The organism is Yonghaparkia sp. Root332 (assembly GCF_001425665.1).
In the GTDB taxonomy this organism is placed as follows: domain Bacteria; phylum Actinomycetota; class Actinomycetes; order Actinomycetales; family Microbacteriaceae; genus Microcella.
Genome location: NZ_LMCX01000001.1, coordinates 270,680 through 290,136, shown reverse-complemented (window position 1 = coordinate 290,136; position 19,457 = coordinate 270,680). Strand labels below are relative to the sequence as shown.

The following is a 19,457-nucleotide window of genomic DNA, read 5'->3' as shown; positions in this document are numbered from 1 at the left end:
TGAGACCGGCCCATCAGACGATCCCTCGTCTGGTGGGCCGGTTCTTCAGGTAGCGTGACGTCAAACCAATGGAGGTTCACCGCATGAGAGGTTTAGCGCCGTTCTGGTCCGATCTCTTCGAGAAGTTCGGACTCATGCTCCTCGGCCTCGCCGTGTTCGCGGCGGTCATCGGAATCATTCTCTTCCTCGCCGATCGGGCCCCCAAGAAGGGGCGGGACTTCTGGCAGCTGCTGGCCTTCGTGGCACCGGCGCTCATCCTTCTCGCCATCGGCCTGATCTACCCCGCGGTCCGCACGACGCTCCTGGCGTTCTACGACCGCACCGGCAACGAGTTCGTCGGTCTCGACAACTTCGTCTGGATGTTCACTCAGCCCGACATCCTGCTGACGCTCGGCAACACGCTCGTGTGGGTCGCTCTCGTGCCGACCCTGTCGACGATCATCGGCCTCGCCTACGCGATCTTCATCGACAAGTCCAAGGGCGAGAAGGTCCTGAAATCGCTCGTCTTCATGCCGATGGCGATCTCGTTCGTCGGCGCCGGCATCATCTGGCGCTTCATGTACGAGTTCCGCGAGGTCGGCTTCGCCGAGCAGATCGGTCTGCTCAACCAGATCATCGTCTGGTTCGGCGGTCAGCCCCAGCAGTTCCTCGTGAACTCGCCGTGGAACACCTTCTTCCTCATCGTCGTCATGGTCTGGATCCAGACCGGTTTCGCGATGGTCCTCCTCTCGGCCGCGATCAAGGGCGTGCCGGTCGAGATCATCGAGGCCGCGCGACTGGACGGCGCGAACGCGTGGCAGCAGTTCCGCAACGTGACGCTGCCCGGCATCCGCGGCACGCTCGTCGTCGTCATCACCACGATCTCGATCGCCACCCTGAAGGTGTTCGACATCGTCCGCTCGATGACCGGCGGAAATTTCGATACCTCGGTCGTCGCCAACGAGATGTACACGCAGGCCTTCAACCGCAACGAGTTCGGCTACGGTTCGGCCCTCGCGGTGATCCTGTTCCTCATGGTCCTGCCGATCGTCGTCTACAACGTGCGCGTGATGCGGAAGCAGAAGGAGATCCGATGACCGACATCACCGACAAGGCCGAGGCGAAGCTCGACCGCCCGCTCGGCCAGAAGAACGATCCCCGCGCCGCCAGGCCGAGCCGGGCATCCAAGGCCAAGCAGAGCCTGACCTCGCCCGGCGCGACGATCGCCGCCGTCATCATCGCCGTGATCTGGACGATCCCGACCTTCGGCCTCCTGGTGAGCTCGTTCCGCACGCCGGAGGAGATCCGCACCAACGGCTGGTGGAACATGTTCGTCAGCCCGAGCTTCACGCTCGAGAACTACGCCGACGTGCTCACCACCCAGGGCGCGAGCTCGGCGAACCTCGGCTCGTACTTCGTGAACTCGATCATCATCGCGGTGCCGGCGGCGCTGTTCCCGATCATCCTCGCCACGATGGCCGCGTACGCGTTCGCGTGGATCAAGTTCAAGGGCTCGGGCGCGATCTTCGTGCTCATCTTCGCCCTGCAGATCGTGCCGCTGCAGATGGCGCTCATCCCGCTCCTGCAGATCTTCTCGAGCGTCCTGGGCATCAGCGGCACGTTCCCCGCAGTGTGGATCGCGCACACGATCTTCGGCCTGCCGCTGACGATCTTCCTGATGCACAATTTCATCTCGGAGATCCCCGGCGAGGTGATCGAGGCGGCGCGCGTCGACGGCGCGAACCACACGCAGATCTTCTTCCGGATCATCATCCCGCTGTCGCTCCCGGCGCTCGCCTCGATCGGCATCTTCCAGTTCCTGTGGGTCTGGAACGACCTGCTCGTCGCCCTCGTGTTCTCCGGGGGCACCGCCGACGTCGCGCCACTGACGCAACGACTGGCCGAGCTCGTCGGCAACTTCGGGCGCAACCAGGAGCGACTGCCCGCCGCGGCGTTCATCTCGCTCGTGATCCCGCTCATCGTGTTCTTCAGCCTCCAGCGCTACTTCGTGCGCGGCCTCCTGGCCGGCTCGACGAAGGGCTAGCGGCCGAGAGACCGAGCTCGGACGGCGCCCCCGGGAGGAGACTCCCGGGGGCGCCGTCGCGAGCGGGGGATTCCCGCGGTCGCGCCCCGGGCATCCGTCGCCATCGCGCGCGGGGCGCCCGCTGTTCGCTCAGGGCCGCGCCGCCTCCCTGCGCGCTGTCGGGGGTGCCGCTCTAGGCTCGCGAGGTGAGCAATCCCTCGCCCGGGCCGGGCACTGTCGGCCGCTACGGCAAGGCGCGGACGCGCATCTCGAGCGGCGACGTCGCCGCGCAGCGTGCGGCCAACGCAGACGCCCCGCGCATCCCGGATCTGCTGCCGCGGATCGCGCGGCTGTTCGCCCCGCACCGGTCGCGCCTCGCGCTCACGATCGCGCTCGTGCTGGTCGGCGCCGGCCTCAGCGTGCTGCCGCCCCTGCTGACGCAGCAGGCCTTCGACGTCGGGCTGTTCCCGCCCGAGGGGGAGCCGAACGTGCCGGTGCTGCTGCGCATCGTCGGCCTCATGCTCGTGCTGTGGGTCGCGAGCGCCGGGCTCGGCATCGCCCAGACCTACCTGACGGCGAGCGTCGGCAACGCCGTCATGGCGCAGCTGCGCGTGACCCTCTTCGACCACCTCCAGCGCATGGAGCTCGCCTTCTTCACCCGCACGAAGACCGGCGTGATCCAGTCGCGGCTGCAGAACGACGTCGGCGGCGTCGCGAGCGTGCTGAGCAACACCGTCTCGAGCGTCATCGGCAACACGGTCACGGTGCTCGCCGCGCTCGTCGCGATGCTGCTGCTGAGCTGGCAGCTGACGCTCGCGGCGGTCATCCTGCTGCCCCTGCTCATCGCGGCGCAGCAGCGCGTCGGCCAGGTGCGCGCGCGCATCGCGACGAAGACGCAGGAGTCGCTGAGCGACATGACCGCGATCACGCAGGAGGCCCTGAGCGTCTCGGGCATCATGCTCGCGAAGAGCTTCTTCCGTCAGCACGCCGAGGTCGACCGCTACGCGGACGAGAACGAGACCCAGCGCGGCCTGCAGGTGCAGCTGCAGATGAGCGGCCAGTGGTTCTTCGCGATGGTCAACGTGTTCCTCAGCGTGATCCCCGCGATCATCTACCTCGTCGCGGCGTGGCTGCTGCAGGCGGATGTCGCGGTCACCGCCGGCACGCTCGTCGCGTTCACGACGGTGCAGGCCCGACTCACCTTCCCGCTGCTCGGGCTCATGCGGGTCGCCCTGGACCTCCAGACCTCGGGCGCCCTGTTCGCGCGCATCTTCGAGTACCTCGACCTGAAGCCCGCGATCTCGGAGGCGCAGGACGCGCGTGCGGTCGACGAGAGCGAGGTGGGGCGCATCCGATTCGAGGATGTCGTCTTCCGCTACCCGGACGCCGCGCCCGATCAGGCGCCCACCCTCGATCGCGTCTCCTTCTCGGTCGAGCCCAACCAGTTCGTGGCGTTCGTCGGGCCGTCCGGTGCGGGCAAGACGACGATCTCGTACCTGATCCCGCGCCTGCACGAGGTGAGCGAGGGTCGCGTGCTGTTCGCGGGCGACGACGTGCGCGAGCTGACGCAGGAGAGCCTCATCGCGCAGGTGGGCATCGTCAGCCAGGAGACCTACCTCTTCCACGCGACGATCGCCGAGAACCTGCGGTACGCGAAGCCGGAGGCGACGGACGAGGAGCTCGAGCGCGCCTGCCGTGCGGCGAGCATCCACGAGACGATCGCGACCTTCCCCGACGGCTACGGCACTGTCGTCGGCGAGCGGGGCTACCGGCTGTCGGGCGGCGAGAAGCAGCGCATCGCGATCGCGCGGGTGCTGCTGAAGGACCCTCCGGTGCTGATCCTCGACGAGGCGACGAGCGCGCTCGACTCGGTCTCCGAGCGCGTCGTGCAGGCGGCGCTCGACTCGGCGACGCGGGGACGCACGACCGTGTCGATCGCGCACCGGCTGTCGACGGTCGCGGGTGCCGACGTCATCCACGTCATCGATCGCGGGCGCATCGTCGAGAGCGGAACCCACGACGCGCTGCTCGCGCACGGGGGCGTGTACGCGCGGCTCGTGGCCGAGCAGTCGACCGACTTCGGGCGACCGGCCGCGGAGGCCTCGCCGCACGCGCTCTGAGCGAGGCGGGCTACGAGCGCTCCTCGAGCAGCTCGGTCATGTAGTCGATCTCCTTCTGCTGCAGCTGCACCACTCCGTTCGCGAGCCGCGTCACGAGCTCGTCGTCGGTGCGAGCGAGCACGGCCTCGGCCATCTCGACGCCGCCCTTGTGGTGCTCGATCATGAGCTCGAGCCAGAGCCTCTCGGCCTCGAGGCCCTCGGCGTCGCGCAGCGCCTGCATCTGCTCCGGCGTCGCGAGGCCGGGCATCGGCTCGCCCGGCATGTGCGCGGTGCTGTGCTCGTCGTGGCCGCCGTCGAGGGTCGGCAGCGCCATCCACGCCATCTCGGGCTCGGTCGAGGTCTGCGGCACGCCCCAGACGTTCAGCCACGCGAACAGCTGACCGGCCTGCTGCGACTGCGCGGTCGCGATGTCGAGCGCGAGCAGCCGCAGCTCCTCGTCGTCGGTGCGGTCGCGCAGCAGGATCGACATCTCGACGGCCTGGTTGTGGTGCGTCTGCATGTCGCGGGCGAAACCGGCCTCGGCGCTCTCCGCCGAGGGGGCGGATGCGGCGCCCGCGGGCGCCGTCGCGCGCCCCAGCAGCACGCCGGCGACGAGCGCCACGAGCACGAGCAGCGCCCCGGCGACGATCAGCCGGACGCGGGCGGGGCCGCGCTCCGGTCGGGCATCCGCCCCGAACGGTGAGGCGGCCGGATCGGTGATCGTCATGATCGCTCCCTACGCGATCTTGCCCGGCCCGTCGAGGGCCTGCGTGCAGAGCGCGCCGGGCTCGGGGGCGTCGGGGGACTGCCGGTACTTGGTGATGAAGTCGGCCAGGCGCGGGTCGTCGACGCCGTCGAGCTTCACCTGGGCGCCCCAGGCGCTCGCGACGACGGGCGCGTCGAGGCCCTCGAACGGGGAGAGCACGATGTACGTGCTCGGCATGGCGTCGCGGAGGGCCTCGAGGTCGTCGCCCGTGACCTCCTCGGGGTCGTAAGTGACCCACACGGCGCCGTGCTCGAGGGAGTGGACGGCGTTCTCGTTCGGCACGACCTCCTCGTAGATGCCGCAGTTCAGCCAGGCCGCGTTGTGCGGGCCGCCCGCCGGAGGCGTCTGGTCGTAGTCGACGGCGCCCTCGACGTGGAGGCCCTGGGTCTCCTCGAAGGTCTCCAGCCCGGCGATGTCGATGGAGTCGGGGTCGACCGGCTCGGGCCGCGGCTGCGCGCTCGTGACGACGATCGACACGACGATGGCGACGACGGCGAGGGCGCCGACCACGGCGCTGCCGATCGCGATGAGGTTGCGGCGCTTCTCGCGCTCCTGCTTCGCGCGGAGGGCGGCGACCTTCTCGGCGCGGCGCTTCTCGCGCTGCTGCTTGATCGTGAGGTTCTCGTCGTTCGACACGCTCGGGGCTCCAGCCGTGAGGGGAGGGGTTCGTCGGCGCGCGCGAGAGCGCGGCCGGGGCGCCCCCATTCTCTCAGATCACCTTTCGACTTCCTGTCAGAGCGGGTCCGGTCGCGGCACTCGCGGCCGTCGCGGCCTCGGGGCCGGATGCTCGGCGCGAGTAGGCTCGCAGGATGAAGTTCGCCCGCTCCGTCGTCGACCTCATCGGCGACACGCCCCTCGTGCAGCTCACTCGAGTGACGGAGGGGATCACGGCCACCGTGCTCGCGAAGGTCGAGTACCTCAACCCCGGCGGCTCGTCGAAGGACCGCATCGCGACGCGCATCATCGACGCCGCCGAGCGCGAGGGGCTGCTGAAGCCGGGCGGCACGATCGTCGAGCCGACGAGCGGCAACACGGGCGTGGGCCTCGCCCTCGTCGCCCAGCAGCGCGGCTACCGCTGCGTCTTCGTGCTGCCCGACAAGGTCGGCGAGGACAAGCGCAACGTGCTCACCGCCTACGGCGCCGAGATCGTCGTCACGCCGACGGCCGTCGCTCCGGAGGACCCGGAGTCGTACTACTCGGTCTCCGACCGCCTCGCGCGCGAGATCCCGGGCGCCTTCAAGCCCAACCAGTACGCGAACCCCAACGGCCCCTTGAGCCACTACGAGACGACGGGCCCGGAGATCTGGCGCGACACCGATGGCCGCGTCACCCACTTCGTGACCGGCGTCGGCACGGGCGGCACCATCACGGGCACCGGCCGCTTCCTGCGCGAGATCAGCGCCGACCGCGCGAGCGGCCGCGTGCAGATCGTCGGCGTCGACCCCGTCGGCAGCGTCTACTCGGGCGGGTCTGGCCAGCCCTACCTCGTCGAGGGGGTGGGCGAGGACTTCTGGCCCGCCGCCTACGACCCGAGCGTGACCGACCGCGTCGTCGCCGTGAGCGACCAGGCGTCGTTCGACATGACCGTGCGCCTCGCGCGCGAGGAGGGACTGCTCGTCGGCGGCTCGTGCGGCATGGCGGTCGTCGGTGCCCTCGAGGTCGCGCGCGAGCTCGGACCGGAGGACGTGGTCGTCGTCCTGCTGCCCGACGGCGGGCGCGGCTACCTCGGCAAGATCTTCAACGATCGGTGGATGCGCAGCCACGGCTTCGCCGCCGCCCAGGGCTCGCCGACGGTCGCCGACGCCGCGCGCCCCGACGCCGCGGCGCTGCCCCACGTGCCCCGCACGGCGTCGGTCGCGGACGCGATCGCCGCCCTCGAGGCCCACGATCACGCACTGCCCGTCCTCTCGTCTGCGCCCCCGGCGGTGCTCGGGGAGGTCGTCGGCACGGTCGACGCCCGGACCCTGCTGCGCGCGCTCGCCGCCGGAGACGTGACCCCCGCGAGCCCCGTCACCGAGGCGATGGGTCCGCGACTGCCGCTCGTCGGCGCGCACGAGTCGCTCGGCGACGCGCGCGCCCGCTTCGACGAGCGCGGCCCCGGCGGCCAGCAGCCCGACACCCTGCTCGTGCTCGACGGGGGCAACCCCGTCGGGCTGCTCACGCGCCACGACCTCGTGCGTGCTCTCGCGAAGGAGTCTTCATGACCCACGACGACCACGGGTTCTCGACCCGCGCCATCCACGTCGGCCAGGAGTTCGACCCGACGACGGGTGCCGTCATCCCGCCCGTGCACTTCTCGACGACGTATGCCCAGGACGGCATCGGCAATCTGCGGGGCGGCTACGAGTACGGTCGCGGGGGCAACCCGACCCGCGATTCGCTGCAGAGGCAGCTCTCCTCGCTCGAGGGCGCGACCCACGCCTTCAGCTTCGCCTCGGGCCTCGCGGCCGAGGACGCGCTGCTGCGCGCCGTTCTGCGCCCCGGCGACCACGTGCTCATGGGCAACGACGTCTACGGCGGCACCCACCGGCTCGTGCGCCGCATCTTCGGCGACTGGCAGATCGGCCTCACCACCATCGAGCTCGACGACCGGGAGGCCGTTCGCGCCGCTCTCACCTCGACCGGCGCGCGCGTGCTGTGGCTCGAGACGCCGTCGAACCCGCTCATGAAGATCACCGACGTCGCGGCGCTCGCCGACGTCGCGCACGCGGCCGGCGCGCTCGTCGTCGTCGACAACACCTTCGCCACTCCCTACCTGCAGCAGCCGCTCGCGCTCGGCGCCGACGTCGTCGTGCACTCGACGACGAAGTACCTCGGAGGCCATTCCGACGTCATCGGCGGCGCCGTCGTGCTGTCGGACGATGCGCTGGCCGAGAAGGTCGGCTTCCACCAGTTCGCGGCCGGCGCCGTCTCGGGCCCGCTCGACGCGTGGCTCACCACGCGAGGCATCAAGACGCTCGCAGTGCGCATGGATCGCCACTCGGCGTCGGCCCACGCCCTCGCCTCCGCGCTCGAGGGGCACGCCGCGGTCACTCGCGTCTACTACCCGGGCCTGCCCTCGCACCCCGGGCACGACCTCGCCGCGCGCCAGATGCGCGACTTCGGCGGGATGCTCTCGCTCGAGCTCGCGGGAGGCGCCGCCGCTGCGCGCGCCTTCGCCGAGGGGCTCGAGGTCTTCTCGCTCGCGGAGTCGCTCGGGGGGGTCGAGTCGCTCGTCAACTATCCGAGCGAGATGACCCATGCCTCCGTGCGCGGCACCGCGCTGGAGGTGTCGGACGCGGTGATCCGCCTCTCGGTGGGGCTCGAGGACGTCGAGGATCTTCTCGCCGACGTACGGCAGTCGCTCGCGCGGCTCGGCTGAGCGCCTCGGGAACGCGAGGGGCGCTCGCGCCCGAGCGGGCATCCGCGTGCATAATGGGCCTGCTGATGTGAACGTACACATCACCGGATGGGAAGGGTCTCGTGTCGAGTCCTGAGCAGGCGAGCGAGCCGGAGCGCGTGCGCGCCCCGAACATCCGCGACGTCGCGCGGGTCGCCGGGGTCTCGTACCAGACCGTCTCGCGGGCGCTCAACGACAGCCCCTCCATCCGACCCGAGACGCTCGCGCGCGTGCAGGCCGCGATCGAGGAGCTCGGGTACCGGCCGAACCAGGCCGCGCGCGCGCTCGTCACGAGCCGATCGCGGACGATCGGGGTGCTCGCGGCGCAGACCGTCCACTACGGACCGGCCACGAGCATCCAGGCCATCGAGACCGCCGCGCGCGAAGCCGGCTACCGCCTCTCGATCACCAACATCAGCTCGAGCGAGTACGCCTCGATCAAGGCCGGTCTCGACCACCTCATGGCCCAGTCGATCGAGGCGCTCATCGTCATCGCGCCGCAGGTGCGGGTGTTCGAGGCGCTCGACGACCTCCAGGTCGCGGTGCCGTTCGTCACGCTCGAGGCGACCGGGCTCAACACGGCGCACTCGCTGTGGGTCGACCAGATCCAGGGCGCGCGGCTCGCGACGCGGCACCTCATCGACCTCGGGCACACCGAGATCATGCACATCTCCGGCCCGCAGGACTGGATCGAGGCGGAGGCGCGGATGCAGGGGTTCCTGCGCGAGCTCGGCGATGCCGACCTGCGGACGCGCGCGCCCATCCTCGGCGACTGGACGGCGCACTTCGGCTACTACGCGGGGCTCGAGCTGCTGCGCTACCGCGACTTCACGGCCGTGTTCTGCGGGAACGACCAGATGGCGCTCGGCTTCATGCACGCGTGCCGCGAGACGGGGCTGTCGGTGCCCGGCGACATGTCGATCGTCGGGTTCGACGACATCCCCGAGGCCGCCCACTTCGCGCCGCCGCTGACCACCGTGCGGCAGAACTTCGCCGAGATCGGCCGGAGGGCGATCGAGCTGCTGCTCGGCGAGCTGCGCGGCGACACCGAGCTGAGCCACGCGCCCGTGCAGCCGGAGCTCATCGTGCGCCAGTCGACGGCGCGGCTCGCGTAGGCGGGTCGCGACCGGCTACCCCGCGCCGCGCGCGGGTCGCGGACCGCGCGCGGGTCGCGGACCGCGCGCGGGTCGGCAACTCCTCCCGCCGGCGAAGGTCGATGCGCAACTCAGGAGTGTCGCCGCCGATGTCGCTCGCCGGCGGCGCGCTTCCCCGCTGCACACGGCACAGTTCCTGAGTTGCGCATGAGGCACTCGCTGCGCTCGAGGCCGCGGCGCGCGCGGGGGCCCGTCACGCGCGGGGGCGCGCCCGCCCGCGGGCGGGCCCCGCGGGCGGGCGGCGCATGTCGCGGCTGTTATCGACTTGTGACCGTTTCGCTCGGGGAGCGGGTTGACAGATGTGACCGTTTCGCCGTTAGAGTGCATCAACGCAATGTGAACGGTCACATCCCGAGTCGCAGTTCGGATGGGTCGAGTTCGCCGCACCACCACCCCTGAACCACCCCGGCGCCGGGTCCACCGTCGCCGCCGCGACGATGGAGTCCCGTGATCGCTCTGAGCCCCGAGGTGCAGGTCGCCGTCGCGCGCGTTCGCGACGAGGTCGCCGCCCTCCACGCCGAGCTGGTCCGCAACGCGCTCGTGGTCTGGACGGGCGGCAACGTCAGCGGCCGGGTCCCGGGCGCCGACCTCTTCGTCATCAAGCCGTCGGGCGTCTCCTACGACGATCTCGACCCGTCGAACATGATCCTCTGCACGCTCGACGGCGAGGTCGTCCCCGACACTCCCGGCAGCGACCGCAGCCCCTCGAGCGACACCGCCGCGCACGCATACGTCTACCGGCACATGCCCGAGGTCGGCGGCGTCGTCCACACGCACTCGACCTACGCGACGGCGTGGGCGGCGCGCGGCGAGAGCATCCCGTGCGTCATCACGGCGATGGCCGACGAGTTCGGCGGCGACATCCCGGTCGGTCCGTTCGCGATCATCGGCGACGACTCGATCGGCCGCGGCATCGTCGAGACGCTCTCCGGCCACCGCTCGCGCGCCGTGCTCATGCAGAACCATGGACCCTTCACGATCGGTCGCGACGCGCGCGACGCCGTCAAGGCCGCCGTCATGCTCGAGGATGTCGCGCGCACGATCCACATCGCCCGACAGCTGGGCGACCCGCTCCCGATCGAGCCCGCCGCGGTCGACGCGCTCTTCGACCGGTACCAGAACGTCTACGGCCAGCCGGGGGGTCCGGCCCGATGAGCGCCGCGACCCGCACCCCCGCCGAGGCCATCGCCGCCGGCCGCGTCGCCCTCGGCATCGAGCTCGGCTCGACGCGCATCAAGGCGTGCCTCGTCGACGCGGATGCGCCGGCCACGGTGCTCGCGACGGGCGACCACGAGTGGGAGAACCAGCTCGTGGACGGCGTGTGGACCTACGACCTCGCCGACGTCGAGCAGGGCATCCGCGCCGCGTACGCCGCCCTCGCCGCCGACGCCCGCACGCGCCACGACGCCGCGCCGACGACGCTCGCCGCGCTCGGCGTCTCGGCGATGATGCACGGCTACCTCGCTTTCGACGAGCACGATGAGCTGCTCGTCCCGTTCCGCACCTGGCGCAACACGAGCACCGGCGCCGCCGCGGCCGAGCTCTCCGAGCTGCTCGGCGCGAACATCCCGCTGCGCTGGTCGATCGCGCACCTGCACCAGGCCGTCCTCGACGGCGAGGAGCACGTCGGCCGCATCGCCCACCTCACGACGCTCGCCGGCTACGTCCACCACCGCCTGACCGGCGAGCGCGTGCTCGGCGTCGGCGACGCGAGCGGCATGTTCCCGGTGAATGCGGCCGGCGCCGACTACGACGCCGACCTCCTCGCCCGCTACCACGCGCACGTCGCCGGGTCGGCCCTCGCGGGGCCCCTGGGGCGGACGCTCCCCCGCGTGCTGCCCGCCGGCGCGACCGCGGGCACCCTGACCGCCGCCGGGGCCGCGCTGCTCGACCCCACCGGGGCCCTCCAGCCCGGCGCCGTCGCCTGCCCGCCCGAGGGGGATGCCGGTACCGGCATGGTCGCCACGAACGCCGTCGCGCCGCGCTCCGGCAACGTGAGCGCCGGGACGAGCATCTTCGCGATGGTCGTGCTCGACCGTCCGCTCGCGAGCGCGCACCCCGAGATCGACGTCGTGGCGACGCCTGCGGGCGACCCGGTCGCGATGGTGCACTGCAACAACGGCACGAGCGAGCTCGCCGCGTGGGTCGGCACCTACCGCCGCTTCGCTCAGCTCGCCGGCGCGACCACCACCGCCGACGAGGCGTACGCGCTCCTGCTCGCCGAGGCGCTGGACGGGGCTCCCGACGCGGGGGGCGTGCTCGCCTACAACCAGGTCGCCGGCGAGCCCGTCGCGCACCTGACCGCGGGTCGCCCGCTCGTCGTGCGCACGCCCGAGAGCCGCCTGACGCTCGCGAACGTCATGCGCGCGCAGGTCTACGGCGTCTTCGCCGCCCTCGCCCTCGGGATGCGCGCCCTCCACGAGGAGGGCGTCGCGATCGAGCGCATGCAGGCCCACGGCGGACTGTTCCGCACGGCCGGCGTCGCGCAGCGCCTGCTCGCCGCCGCTCTCGATGCTCCCGTCGGCGTCGCCGACAGCGCCTCCGAGGGCGGTGCGTGGGGCATCGCGGTGCTCGCGGCGTTGACGGCCGAGACGGCCGAGTCGGCGCTCACGGCCGAGACGGCCGTGTCGCAGCAGAGCGGCCAGCCCCTCGCCGACTACCTCGCCACCCGCGTCTTCGCCGACGCCGACACGGCCACCACCGCACCCGACCCGACCGACACCGCCGGCTTCGCCGCCTACCTCACCCAGTACGAGGCCGGACTCGCCATCGAGCGTCGCGCGATCGACGCCCTTGCAGGAGGACCCCAGTGACCCGCAGCATCGTCCCCGATCTCCGCACGCTCGAGGTGTGGTTCCTGACCGGGAGCCAGAACCTGTACGGCGACGAGACCCTGCGCCAGGTCGCCGAGCAGTCGCAGGAGGTCGTGGCCGGCCTGCAGGCGGCCGCGGACATCCCCGTCACGATCGTCTGGAAGCCGACCCTCGTCGATTCGGCGAGCATCAAGCGCGTCATGCTCGAGGCGAACGCCGCCGAGAACGTGATCGGCGTCATCGCCTGGATGCACACCTTCAGTCCCGCGAAGATGTGGATCGCGGGTCTCGACGCGCTCTCCAAGCCGCTGCTCCACCTGCACACGCAGGCGAACGTCGAGCTGCCGTGGGGCGAGATCGACTTCGACTTCATGAACCTCAACCAGGCCGCGCACGGCGACCGCGAGTTCGGCTACATCGCCTCGCGCATGAGCGTCGCCCGCGCGACCGTCGTCGGCCACGTCTCGAACCCGGCCGTCACGGCGCGCGTCGGCGTGTGGGCGCGCGCGGCCGCCGGCTGGCACGCGACGCACGAGCTGAGGCTCGCCCGCTTCGGCGACAACATGCGCTTCGTCGCCGTCACCGAGGGCGACAAGACGGAGGCCGAGATCCGTTTCGGCGTGCAGGTCAACACCTGGGGCGTCACCGAATTGGCGGATGCCGTGCACGCGGTCGGCGACGCTGAGGTCGACCGGCTCGTCGAGGAGTACCTCGACCTCTACGACGTCGCCCCCGAGCTGCACCCGGGCGCGGAGCGCGCCGACAGCCTGCGCTACGGCGCGGCGATCGAGCTCGGCCTGCGCGGGTTCCTCGAGGGCGGCGGCTTCGGCGCCTTCACGACGAGCTTCGAGGACCTCGGCGCGCTGCGCCAGCTGCCCGGCCTCGCCGTGCAGCGCCTCATGGCCGACGGCTACGGCTTCGGCGCCGAGGGCGACTGGAAGACCGCGGTGCTCGTGCGCGCGGCCGCCGTCATGGGCGCGGGCCTCCCCGGCGGCGCGAGCCTCATGGAGGACTACACGTACCACCTCGAGCCCGGCAACGAGCTCATCCTCGGCGCGCACATGCTCGAGGTCGGCCCCTCGCTGACCACGCAGCGCCCGCGTCTCGAGGTGCACCCTCTCGGCATCGGCGGCAAGGAGGACCCGGTGCGCCTGGTCTTCACGGCCGACGCGGGCCCCGCGGTCGTCGCGGCCCTCAGCGACATGCGCGACCGGTTCCGGCTCGTCGCGAACGTCGTCGAGAACGTGGCGCTGCCCGCCCCGATGCCCCACCTGCCCGTCGGGCACGCCGTCTGGAAGCCGGCGCCCGACTTCGCCACCTCGGCGGCCGCCTGGCTGACCGCGGGGGCGGCGCACCACACGGTCATGTCCACCCAGGTGGGCGTCGATGTCTTCCGAGACTTCGCCACCATGGCCGGCGTCGAGCTGCTCGTCATCGACGAGGCCACCACGCTCGAGGGGTTCGCGCGCGACGTGCGCGCGAACGCCGCCTACTACCGACTCGCTCAGGGCATCTGAGCGGGGCACCCCCAGACCTCCCGGCCGCGGCCGGGAACCGGAGCCAGAGCTCGAGGCCGAGCGACGGACCCGAACGCACCACCACACTCCCCATCGAAAGGACACACAGTGAAGAACTCCAAGAAGTTCCTCCTCGGCATCGCTGCCGTCAGCGTGATGTCGCTCGCTCTCGCCGGCTGCGCCGGTGACCGCACGGGCGGCTCGACCGGCGGCGACGGCGGCGGCGACGAGGCCGGCGGCATCGTCGGCGTCGCGATGCCGACGCAGCAGTCGGAGCGCTGGATCGCGGACGGCGACAACGTCAAGTCGCAGCTCGAGGAGCTCGGCTACGACGTCGACCTCCAGTTCGCGAACGACGACATCCCCACGCAGGTCTCGCAGATCGAGAACATGATCTCGAGCGGCGCCGAGGCGCTCATCATCGCCTCGATCGACGGCACGACGCTCACCGACGTGCTGCAGCAGGCGGCCGACGCGGGCATCCCCGTCATCGCCTACGACCGCCTCATCAACGGCAGCCCGAACGTCGACTACTACACGACGTTCGACAACTTCCAGGTGGGCGTGCAGCAGGCGACGTCGCTGCTCATCGGCATGGGCGTCCTCGACGAGAACGGCGAGCGCACGGATGCTGCCGGCCCGTTCAACGTCGAGCTCTTCGCCGGCAGCCCCGACGACAACAACGCCGGGTTCTTCTTCAACGGCGCGATGAGCGTCATCCAGCCCCTCATCGACGACGGCACCCTCGTCGTCCCGTCGGGCCAGACCGCGTTCGAGCAGGTGGCGATCCTCCGCTGGCTGCCCGAGACGGCTCAGGAGCGCATGGAGAACATCCTCACCATCATCGGCGACACGCAGATCGACGGCGTCCTCTCGCCGTACGACGGCCTCTCGATCGGCATCATCTCGGCCCTCACGTCGGGCGGCTACTCGACCGACGCGCTGCCCATCATCACGGGTCAGGACGCCGAGGTCGGCTCGATGAAGTCGATCATCGCGGGCGAGCAGTACTCGACCATCTTCAAGGACACCCGTCTGCTCGCCGAGCAGGCCGTCGCGATGGTGGACTCGCTGCTGAAGGGCGAGGAGCCCGAGGTCAACGACACCGAGACCTACGACAACGGCGAGAAGATCGTCCCGTCGTACCTGCTCGAGTCGACGATCGTCACGGTCGACAACTACGAAGAGGTGCTGTTCGACAGCGGGTACTACACCCCTGAGGACCTCGCCTAGTAGGTTCGCACCACCCGAGTGCGGGTCCGGCCGAGCGATCGGCCGGACCCGCACCATCCCTCATCACCGCACGAGCCCCCGCTGAACCGAGAAGAGGAAGAGGACCGCCGTGAGCACCATCCTCGAAATGCGCTCGATCACGAAGGAGTTCCCCGGCGTCAAGGCGCTGCAGGACGTCTCCATCACCGTCGAGCGAGGCCACGTCCACGCCATCTGCGGCGAGAACGGGGCGGGCAAGTCCACGCTCATGAAGGTGCTGTCGGGCGTCTACCCGCACGGCACCTACACGGGCGACATCGTCTTCGAAGGCGAGACGATGGAGTTCAAGGACATCCGCGACAGCGAGAGATCCGGAATCGTCATCATCCACCAGGAGCTCGCGCTGAGCCCCTACCTCTCGATCGCCGAGAACATCTTCCTCGGCAACGAGCGCGCCAGGCGCGGCTTCATCGACTGGGACGAGACGAACGCGGAGGCGGCCAAGCTGCTCGCCCGCGTCGGCCTCGGCGACAGCCCGACGACCATCGTGCGCGAGATCGGCGTCGGCAAGCAGCAGCTCGTCGAGATCGCCAAGGCCCTGTCGAAGGACGTCAAGCTGCTGATCCTCGACGAGCCCACCGCCGCCCTCAACGACGAGGACTCGGCCCACCTGCTCGACCTGATCCGCCACCTCAAGCAGCAGGGGATCACGTCGATCATCATCAGCCACAAGCTCAACGAGATCAAAGCGATCGCCGACGAGGTCACGATCATCCGCGACGGCCGCACGATCGAGACGCTCGCGCTCGCGACGGGCGACATCTCGGAGGACCGCATCATCAAGGGCATGGTCGGCCGCGACCTCGAGCACCGGTACCCCGACCGCTCGGTCGTGATCGGCGACGAGATCTTCCGCGTCGAGGACTGGACCGTCCACCACCCGACCGACCACGACCGCACGATCATCCACGGCGCGTCCCTCTCGGTGCGCGCGGGCGAGGTCGTCGGCATCGCGGGCCTCATGGGCGCGGGGCGCACCGAGCTCGCGATGAGCATCTTCGGGCGGTCGTACGGCTCGAGGATCACCGGGCGGCTCTACATGCGCGGCGAGGAGATCCAGGCGCGGACGGTGCCGGAGGCCATCCGCAACGGGCTCGCGTACGCGACGGAGGACCGCAAGGTCTACGGCCTCAACCTCATCGAGGACATCAAGCGGAACATCTCGGCCGCCGGAATCCGCAAGCTCGCCCCGCGCGGCTGGGTCGACGGCGGCGCCGAGCACATCGTCGCCGACGGCTACCGCACGAGCATGAACATCAAGGCGCCCTCGGTCGACGCGATCACGGGCAAGCTCTCCGGCGGCAACCAGCAGAAGGTCGTGCTGTCGAAGTGGCTGTACTCCGACCCCGAGCTGCTGATCCTCGATGAGCCCACGCGCGGCATCGACGTCGGCGCGAAGTACGAGATCTACACGATCATCAACAGCCTCGCCGCGCAGGGCAAGGCGGTCATCGTGATCTCGAGCGAGCTCCCGGAGCTCCTCGGGATCTGCGACCGCATCTACGCCCTGTCGGAGGGGCACATCACCGGTGAGCTCCCCATCGAGCAGGCCACCCCCGAAGCACTCATGGTGCTCATGACCAAGGAGAAGGAGGCCGACCATGTCATCGGCTAGCGCAACCCGCCCCGCGTCCAGCCGTTCGGAGGTGCTCGGCTTCCTGACCTCGCGCCTGCGCCAGATCGGCATCTTCGTCGCGCTCATCGTGATCGTCCTGCTTTTCCAGGTGCTGACCGAGGGTCGCCTGCTCACGGCGGGCAACGTGTCGAACATCATCGTCCAGAACAGCTACATCCTGATCCTCGCGATCGGCATGGTGATGATCATCATCGCCGGCCACATCGACCTCTCGGTCGGCTCGGTCGCGGCGTTCGTCGGAGCCATGACGGGCGTCATGGTGCAGGACTGGGGGCTGCCCTGGTGGCTCGCGATCCTCCTCGGCCTCCTCGTCGGCGGCATCGTCGGCGTCTGGCAGGGCTTCTGGGTCGCCTACGTCGGCATACCCGCGTTCATCGTGACCCTCGCGGGCATGCTCCTCTTCCGCGGCCTCACGCAGATCGTGCTCGGCAACACCCAGATCACCCCGTTCCCGAACGAGTACCGCCAGCTCGGCGGCGGGTACCTCTTCCCGCAGCTCTTCCCGGCGGCGACCTCGCCCGCCGAGTGGATCACCGTCGGCCTCGGCCTCCTCGCGCTCGTCATGTTCATCGCCTCGCAGCTGCGCGGCCGCATGAAGCGCGCGAAGCTCGGCCTCGAGACCGAGCCGGCCTGGTGGTTCATCGTGAAGGTGGCGTTCGGCGCGGGGCTCATCCTGTTCCTCACCTACCTCCTCGGCGTCGCCCCCGGCTCGCGCGGCACCCCGATCGTGCTCATCGTGCTCGGCGTGCTCGTGGTCGTCTACACGGCGGTCATGAACCGCAGCGTCTTCGGCCGCCACATCTACGCCGTCGGCGGCAACCGCCACGCGGCCGACCTGTCGGGCATCCAGTCCCGCAAGATCGACTTCTACCTGTTCGTCAACATGGGCGTGCTCGCTGCGCTCGCCGGCATCATCTTCACCGGCCGCCTCAACTCGGCCGGACCCGGCGCGGGCAACCTGTTCGAGCTCGACGCGATCGCGGCGTCGTTCATCGGCGGCGCGGCCGTGCAGGGCGGCGTCGGCACGGTCGTCGGCGCCATCACCGGCGGTCTCATCATGGGCGTGCTCAACAACGGCATGTCGCTGCTGGGCGTCTCAACCGACTACCAGCAGTTCATCAAGGGCCTCGTGCTGCTTCTCGCCGTCGCGTTCGACGTCTGGAACAAGCGCCGCGCCCGCGGCTGACCCGCACCGCCTCGACGCCCCGGTCGCCTCGCGCGGCCGGGGCGTCGTCGTGCGCGGATGCTCGGCTCGGGCGCGCCGCCTGTGGAAGCGGTTCCACGCGGCGGCACGTAGGCTCATCAGCATGAACCAGGGCACCCCCGACTACCGCGACTCCGGCCTGGAGTTCCCCGCGGACTTCGTCTTCGGATCCGCGACCGCGAGCTACCAGATCGAGGGGGCCGCGCACGAGGACGGCCGCGGACCCTCCATCTGGGACACCTTCAGCCGCACCCCCGGCAAGGTGCTCCACGGTCACACGGGCGACTCTGCCTGTGACCACTACCACCGGCTCGACGCCGACCTCGACCTCATGCAGCGGCTCGGCCTCGAGTCGTACCGCTTCTCGATCGCGTGGCCGCGCATCCAGGCCGAGGGCACGGGCCCCGCCAACGCGAAGGGCGTCGCGTTCTACAGCCGCCTCGTCGACGGGCTGCTCGCGCGCGGCATCACGCCCATCGCGACGCTCTACCACTGGGACCTTCCGCAGGCGCTCGAGGACGCCGGCGGCTGGACCAACCGCGACACGAGCTACCGCTTCGCCGACTACGCCCACCTCATGGGCGAGGCGCTCGGCGACCGCATGGCGATGTGGACCACCCTCAACGAGCCGTGGTGCAGCGCCTACCTCGGGTACGGCTCGGGAGTGCACGCCCCGGGCATCACGAGCGGGCGCGCGGCGCTCACCGCCGTGCACCACCTCAACCTCGCGCACGGGCTCGGACTGAGCGCCCTGCGCGACGCGGTGCGCAAGCCCGACGCGCAGTACTCGGCGACGCTCAACCTGCACATGATCCGCCCGGGGCGCGACGCCGACGGCGAGCCGCTGCCCGAGAGCGCCGAGGCCGTGCGCCGCATCGACGCGCTCGCCAACCGCGCTTTCACCGGCCCGATGCTGCAGGGCGAGTACCCCGTCGACCTGCTCGAGGACACCGCGCACGTCACCGACTGGCAGTTCGTGCGCCCCGGGGATCTCGAGCTCATCCACCAGCCGATCGACGTGCTCGGCGTCAACTACTACTCGACCGTGACCGTCACGATGTGGGATGGCGTCTCGGCGCGCTCCAACGCGGACGGCCACGGCGACGCGGCCGGCTCGCCCTGGCCCGGCAGCGAGGACGTCGAGTTCATCCAGCAGCCCGGCCCCTACACGGCCATGGGCTGGAACATCGCCCCCGACGGCCTCGAGCAGCTGCTCGTCGACCTGCACGAGCAGTTCCCGACCCTGCCGCTCATGATCACCGAGAACGGCGCGGCCTTCGACGACGAGGTGCGCGACGGCGTCGTGCAGGACGACGCGCGCATCGACTACCTGCGCCGCCACTTCACGGCCGCCCATCGCGCGATGGAGCGCGGCGTCGACCTGCGCGGCTACCAGGTGTGGAGCCTCATGGACAACTTCGAGTGGGCCTACGGCTACACGAAGCGCTTCGGCATCGTGCACGTCGACTACGACTCGCTCGAGCGCACGATCAAGCAGAGCGGGCACTGGTACAGCGAGCTCATCGCGAGCCGCCGCATCCCGGAGTAGGCGCGGCGGGCATCCGCCCCGCCGCTCGCTGAGCGCCGCCGCAGGCGCGCGTGGTTCGATACGCGC

Annotated in this window: 15 protein-coding genes; 13 read left to right on the top strand and 2 right to left on the bottom strand. The window is 70.6% G+C overall.

The genetic code is table 11. The annotated features are described in order from the left end of the window. Window positions 1-83 precede the first annotated feature (83 nt). The 3 genes from ASC54_RS01325 to ASC54_RS01315 all read left to right on the top strand — a co-directional run bounded on the left by ASC54_RS01325 (window position 84) and on the right by ASC54_RS01315 (window position 4,122). Window positions 84-1,076: a carbohydrate ABC transporter permease gene (locus ASC54_RS01325; protein WP_055859409.1), complete on the top strand. Its 993-nt coding sequence runs from the start codon at window positions 84-86 to the stop codon at window positions 1,074-1,076. Further along, window positions 1,073-2,023 (top strand): carbohydrate ABC transporter permease, encoded by a 951-nt coding sequence (locus ASC54_RS01320; protein WP_055858233.1) that lies wholly within the window; start codon window positions 1,073-1,075, stop codon window positions 2,021-2,023. Before ASC54_RS01325 ends, ASC54_RS01320 begins: the two co-directional genes overlap by 4 nt. A gap of 185 nt (window positions 2,024-2,208) precedes the next feature. Further along, entirely contained in the window at window positions 2,209-4,122 is a 1,914-nt protein-coding gene (locus ASC54_RS01315) for an ABC transporter ATP-binding protein (protein WP_055896197.1), read from the top strand. A gap of 10 nt (window positions 4,123-4,132) precedes the next feature. On the opposite strand, the gene ASC54_RS01310 is transcribed toward ASC54_RS01315, so the two are convergent. Together ASC54_RS01310 and ASC54_RS01305 are read right to left on the bottom strand one after the other, a co-directional pair. Beyond that, the gene (locus ASC54_RS01310) at window positions 4,133-4,828 is read right to left on the bottom strand and encodes a DUF305 domain-containing protein (protein ID WP_082514775.1); all 696 of its coding nucleotides are present in this window, start codon (window positions 4,826-4,828) and stop codon (window positions 4,133-4,135) included. Between the two features lie 9 nt (window positions 4,829-4,837). After that, window positions 4,838-5,503 (bottom strand): DUF3105 domain-containing protein, encoded by a 666-nt coding sequence (locus tag ASC54_RS01305; RefSeq protein WP_235451352.1) that lies wholly within the window; start codon window positions 5,501-5,503, stop codon window positions 4,838-4,840. Window positions 5,504-5,676: 173 nt separating this feature from the next. Between ASC54_RS01305 and ASC54_RS01300 the strand changes: the two genes are divergently transcribed. The 10 genes from ASC54_RS01300 to ASC54_RS01255 all read left to right on the top strand — a co-directional run bounded on the left by ASC54_RS01300 (window position 5,677) and on the right by ASC54_RS01255 (window position 19,391). Continuing rightward, window positions 5,677-7,071, top strand: coding sequence for a cystathionine beta-synthase (locus tag ASC54_RS01300; RefSeq protein ID WP_055896194.1), 1,395 nt, complete (start codon window positions 5,677-5,679; stop codon window positions 7,069-7,071). Next, window positions 7,068-8,228, top strand: coding sequence for a cystathionine gamma-synthase (locus ASC54_RS01295; protein WP_055896191.1), 1,161 nt, complete (start codon window positions 7,068-7,070; stop codon window positions 8,226-8,228). Before ASC54_RS01300 ends, ASC54_RS01295 begins: the two co-directional genes overlap by 4 nt. Window positions 8,229-8,329: 101 nt before the next feature. Continuing rightward, window positions 8,330-9,361: a LacI family DNA-binding transcriptional regulator gene (locus ASC54_RS01290; protein WP_055858244.1), complete on the top strand. Its 1,032-nt coding sequence runs from the start codon at window positions 8,330-8,332 to the stop codon at window positions 9,359-9,361. 486 nt (window positions 9,362-9,847) lie between these two features. After that, entirely contained in the window at window positions 9,848-10,555 is a 708-nt protein-coding gene (locus ASC54_RS01285) for an L-ribulose-5-phosphate 4-epimerase (protein ID WP_055896187.1), read from the top strand. Next, window positions 10,552-12,213: an FGGY-family carbohydrate kinase gene (locus ASC54_RS01280; protein WP_055896185.1), complete on the top strand. Its 1,662-nt coding sequence runs from the start codon at window positions 10,552-10,554 to the stop codon at window positions 12,211-12,213. The genes ASC54_RS01285 and ASC54_RS01280 overlap by 4 nt, the downstream gene beginning before the upstream one ends. An 8-nt stretch (window positions 12,214-12,221) precedes the next feature. Further along, complete coding sequence (gene araA, locus ASC54_RS01275) at window positions 12,222-13,730, top strand: L-arabinose isomerase (protein WP_156376765.1); 1,509 nt, start codon at window positions 12,222-12,224, stop codon at window positions 13,728-13,730. Window positions 13,731-13,886: 156 nt separating this feature from the next. Next, the gene (gene chvE / locus ASC54_RS01270) at window positions 13,887-14,963 is read left to right on the top strand and encodes a multiple monosaccharide ABC transporter substrate-binding protein (RefSeq protein WP_055859415.1); all 1,077 of its coding nucleotides are present in this window, start codon (window positions 13,887-13,889) and stop codon (window positions 14,961-14,963) included. 127 nt (window positions 14,964-15,090) lie between these two features. Then, on the top strand, window positions 15,091-16,617 hold the full coding sequence (gene mmsA / locus ASC54_RS01265) for a multiple monosaccharide ABC transporter ATP-binding protein (RefSeq protein ID WP_055896180.1): 1,527 nt from the start codon (window positions 15,091-15,093) through the stop codon (window positions 16,615-16,617). Further along, a complete protein-coding gene (gene mmsB / locus ASC54_RS01260) occupies window positions 16,604-17,824 on the top strand; it encodes a multiple monosaccharide ABC transporter permease (RefSeq protein WP_055858256.1) in 1,221 nt (406 codons plus the stop codon). Before mmsA ends, mmsB begins: the two co-directional genes overlap by 14 nt. A gap of 121 nt (window positions 17,825-17,945) precedes the next feature. Beyond that, window positions 17,946-19,391, top strand: a complete 1,446-nt coding sequence (locus ASC54_RS01255; protein WP_055896175.1) for a GH1 family beta-glucosidase — start codon at window positions 17,946-17,948, stop codon at window positions 19,389-19,391. The last annotated feature ends 66 nt before the right edge of the window (window positions 19,392-19,457 follow it).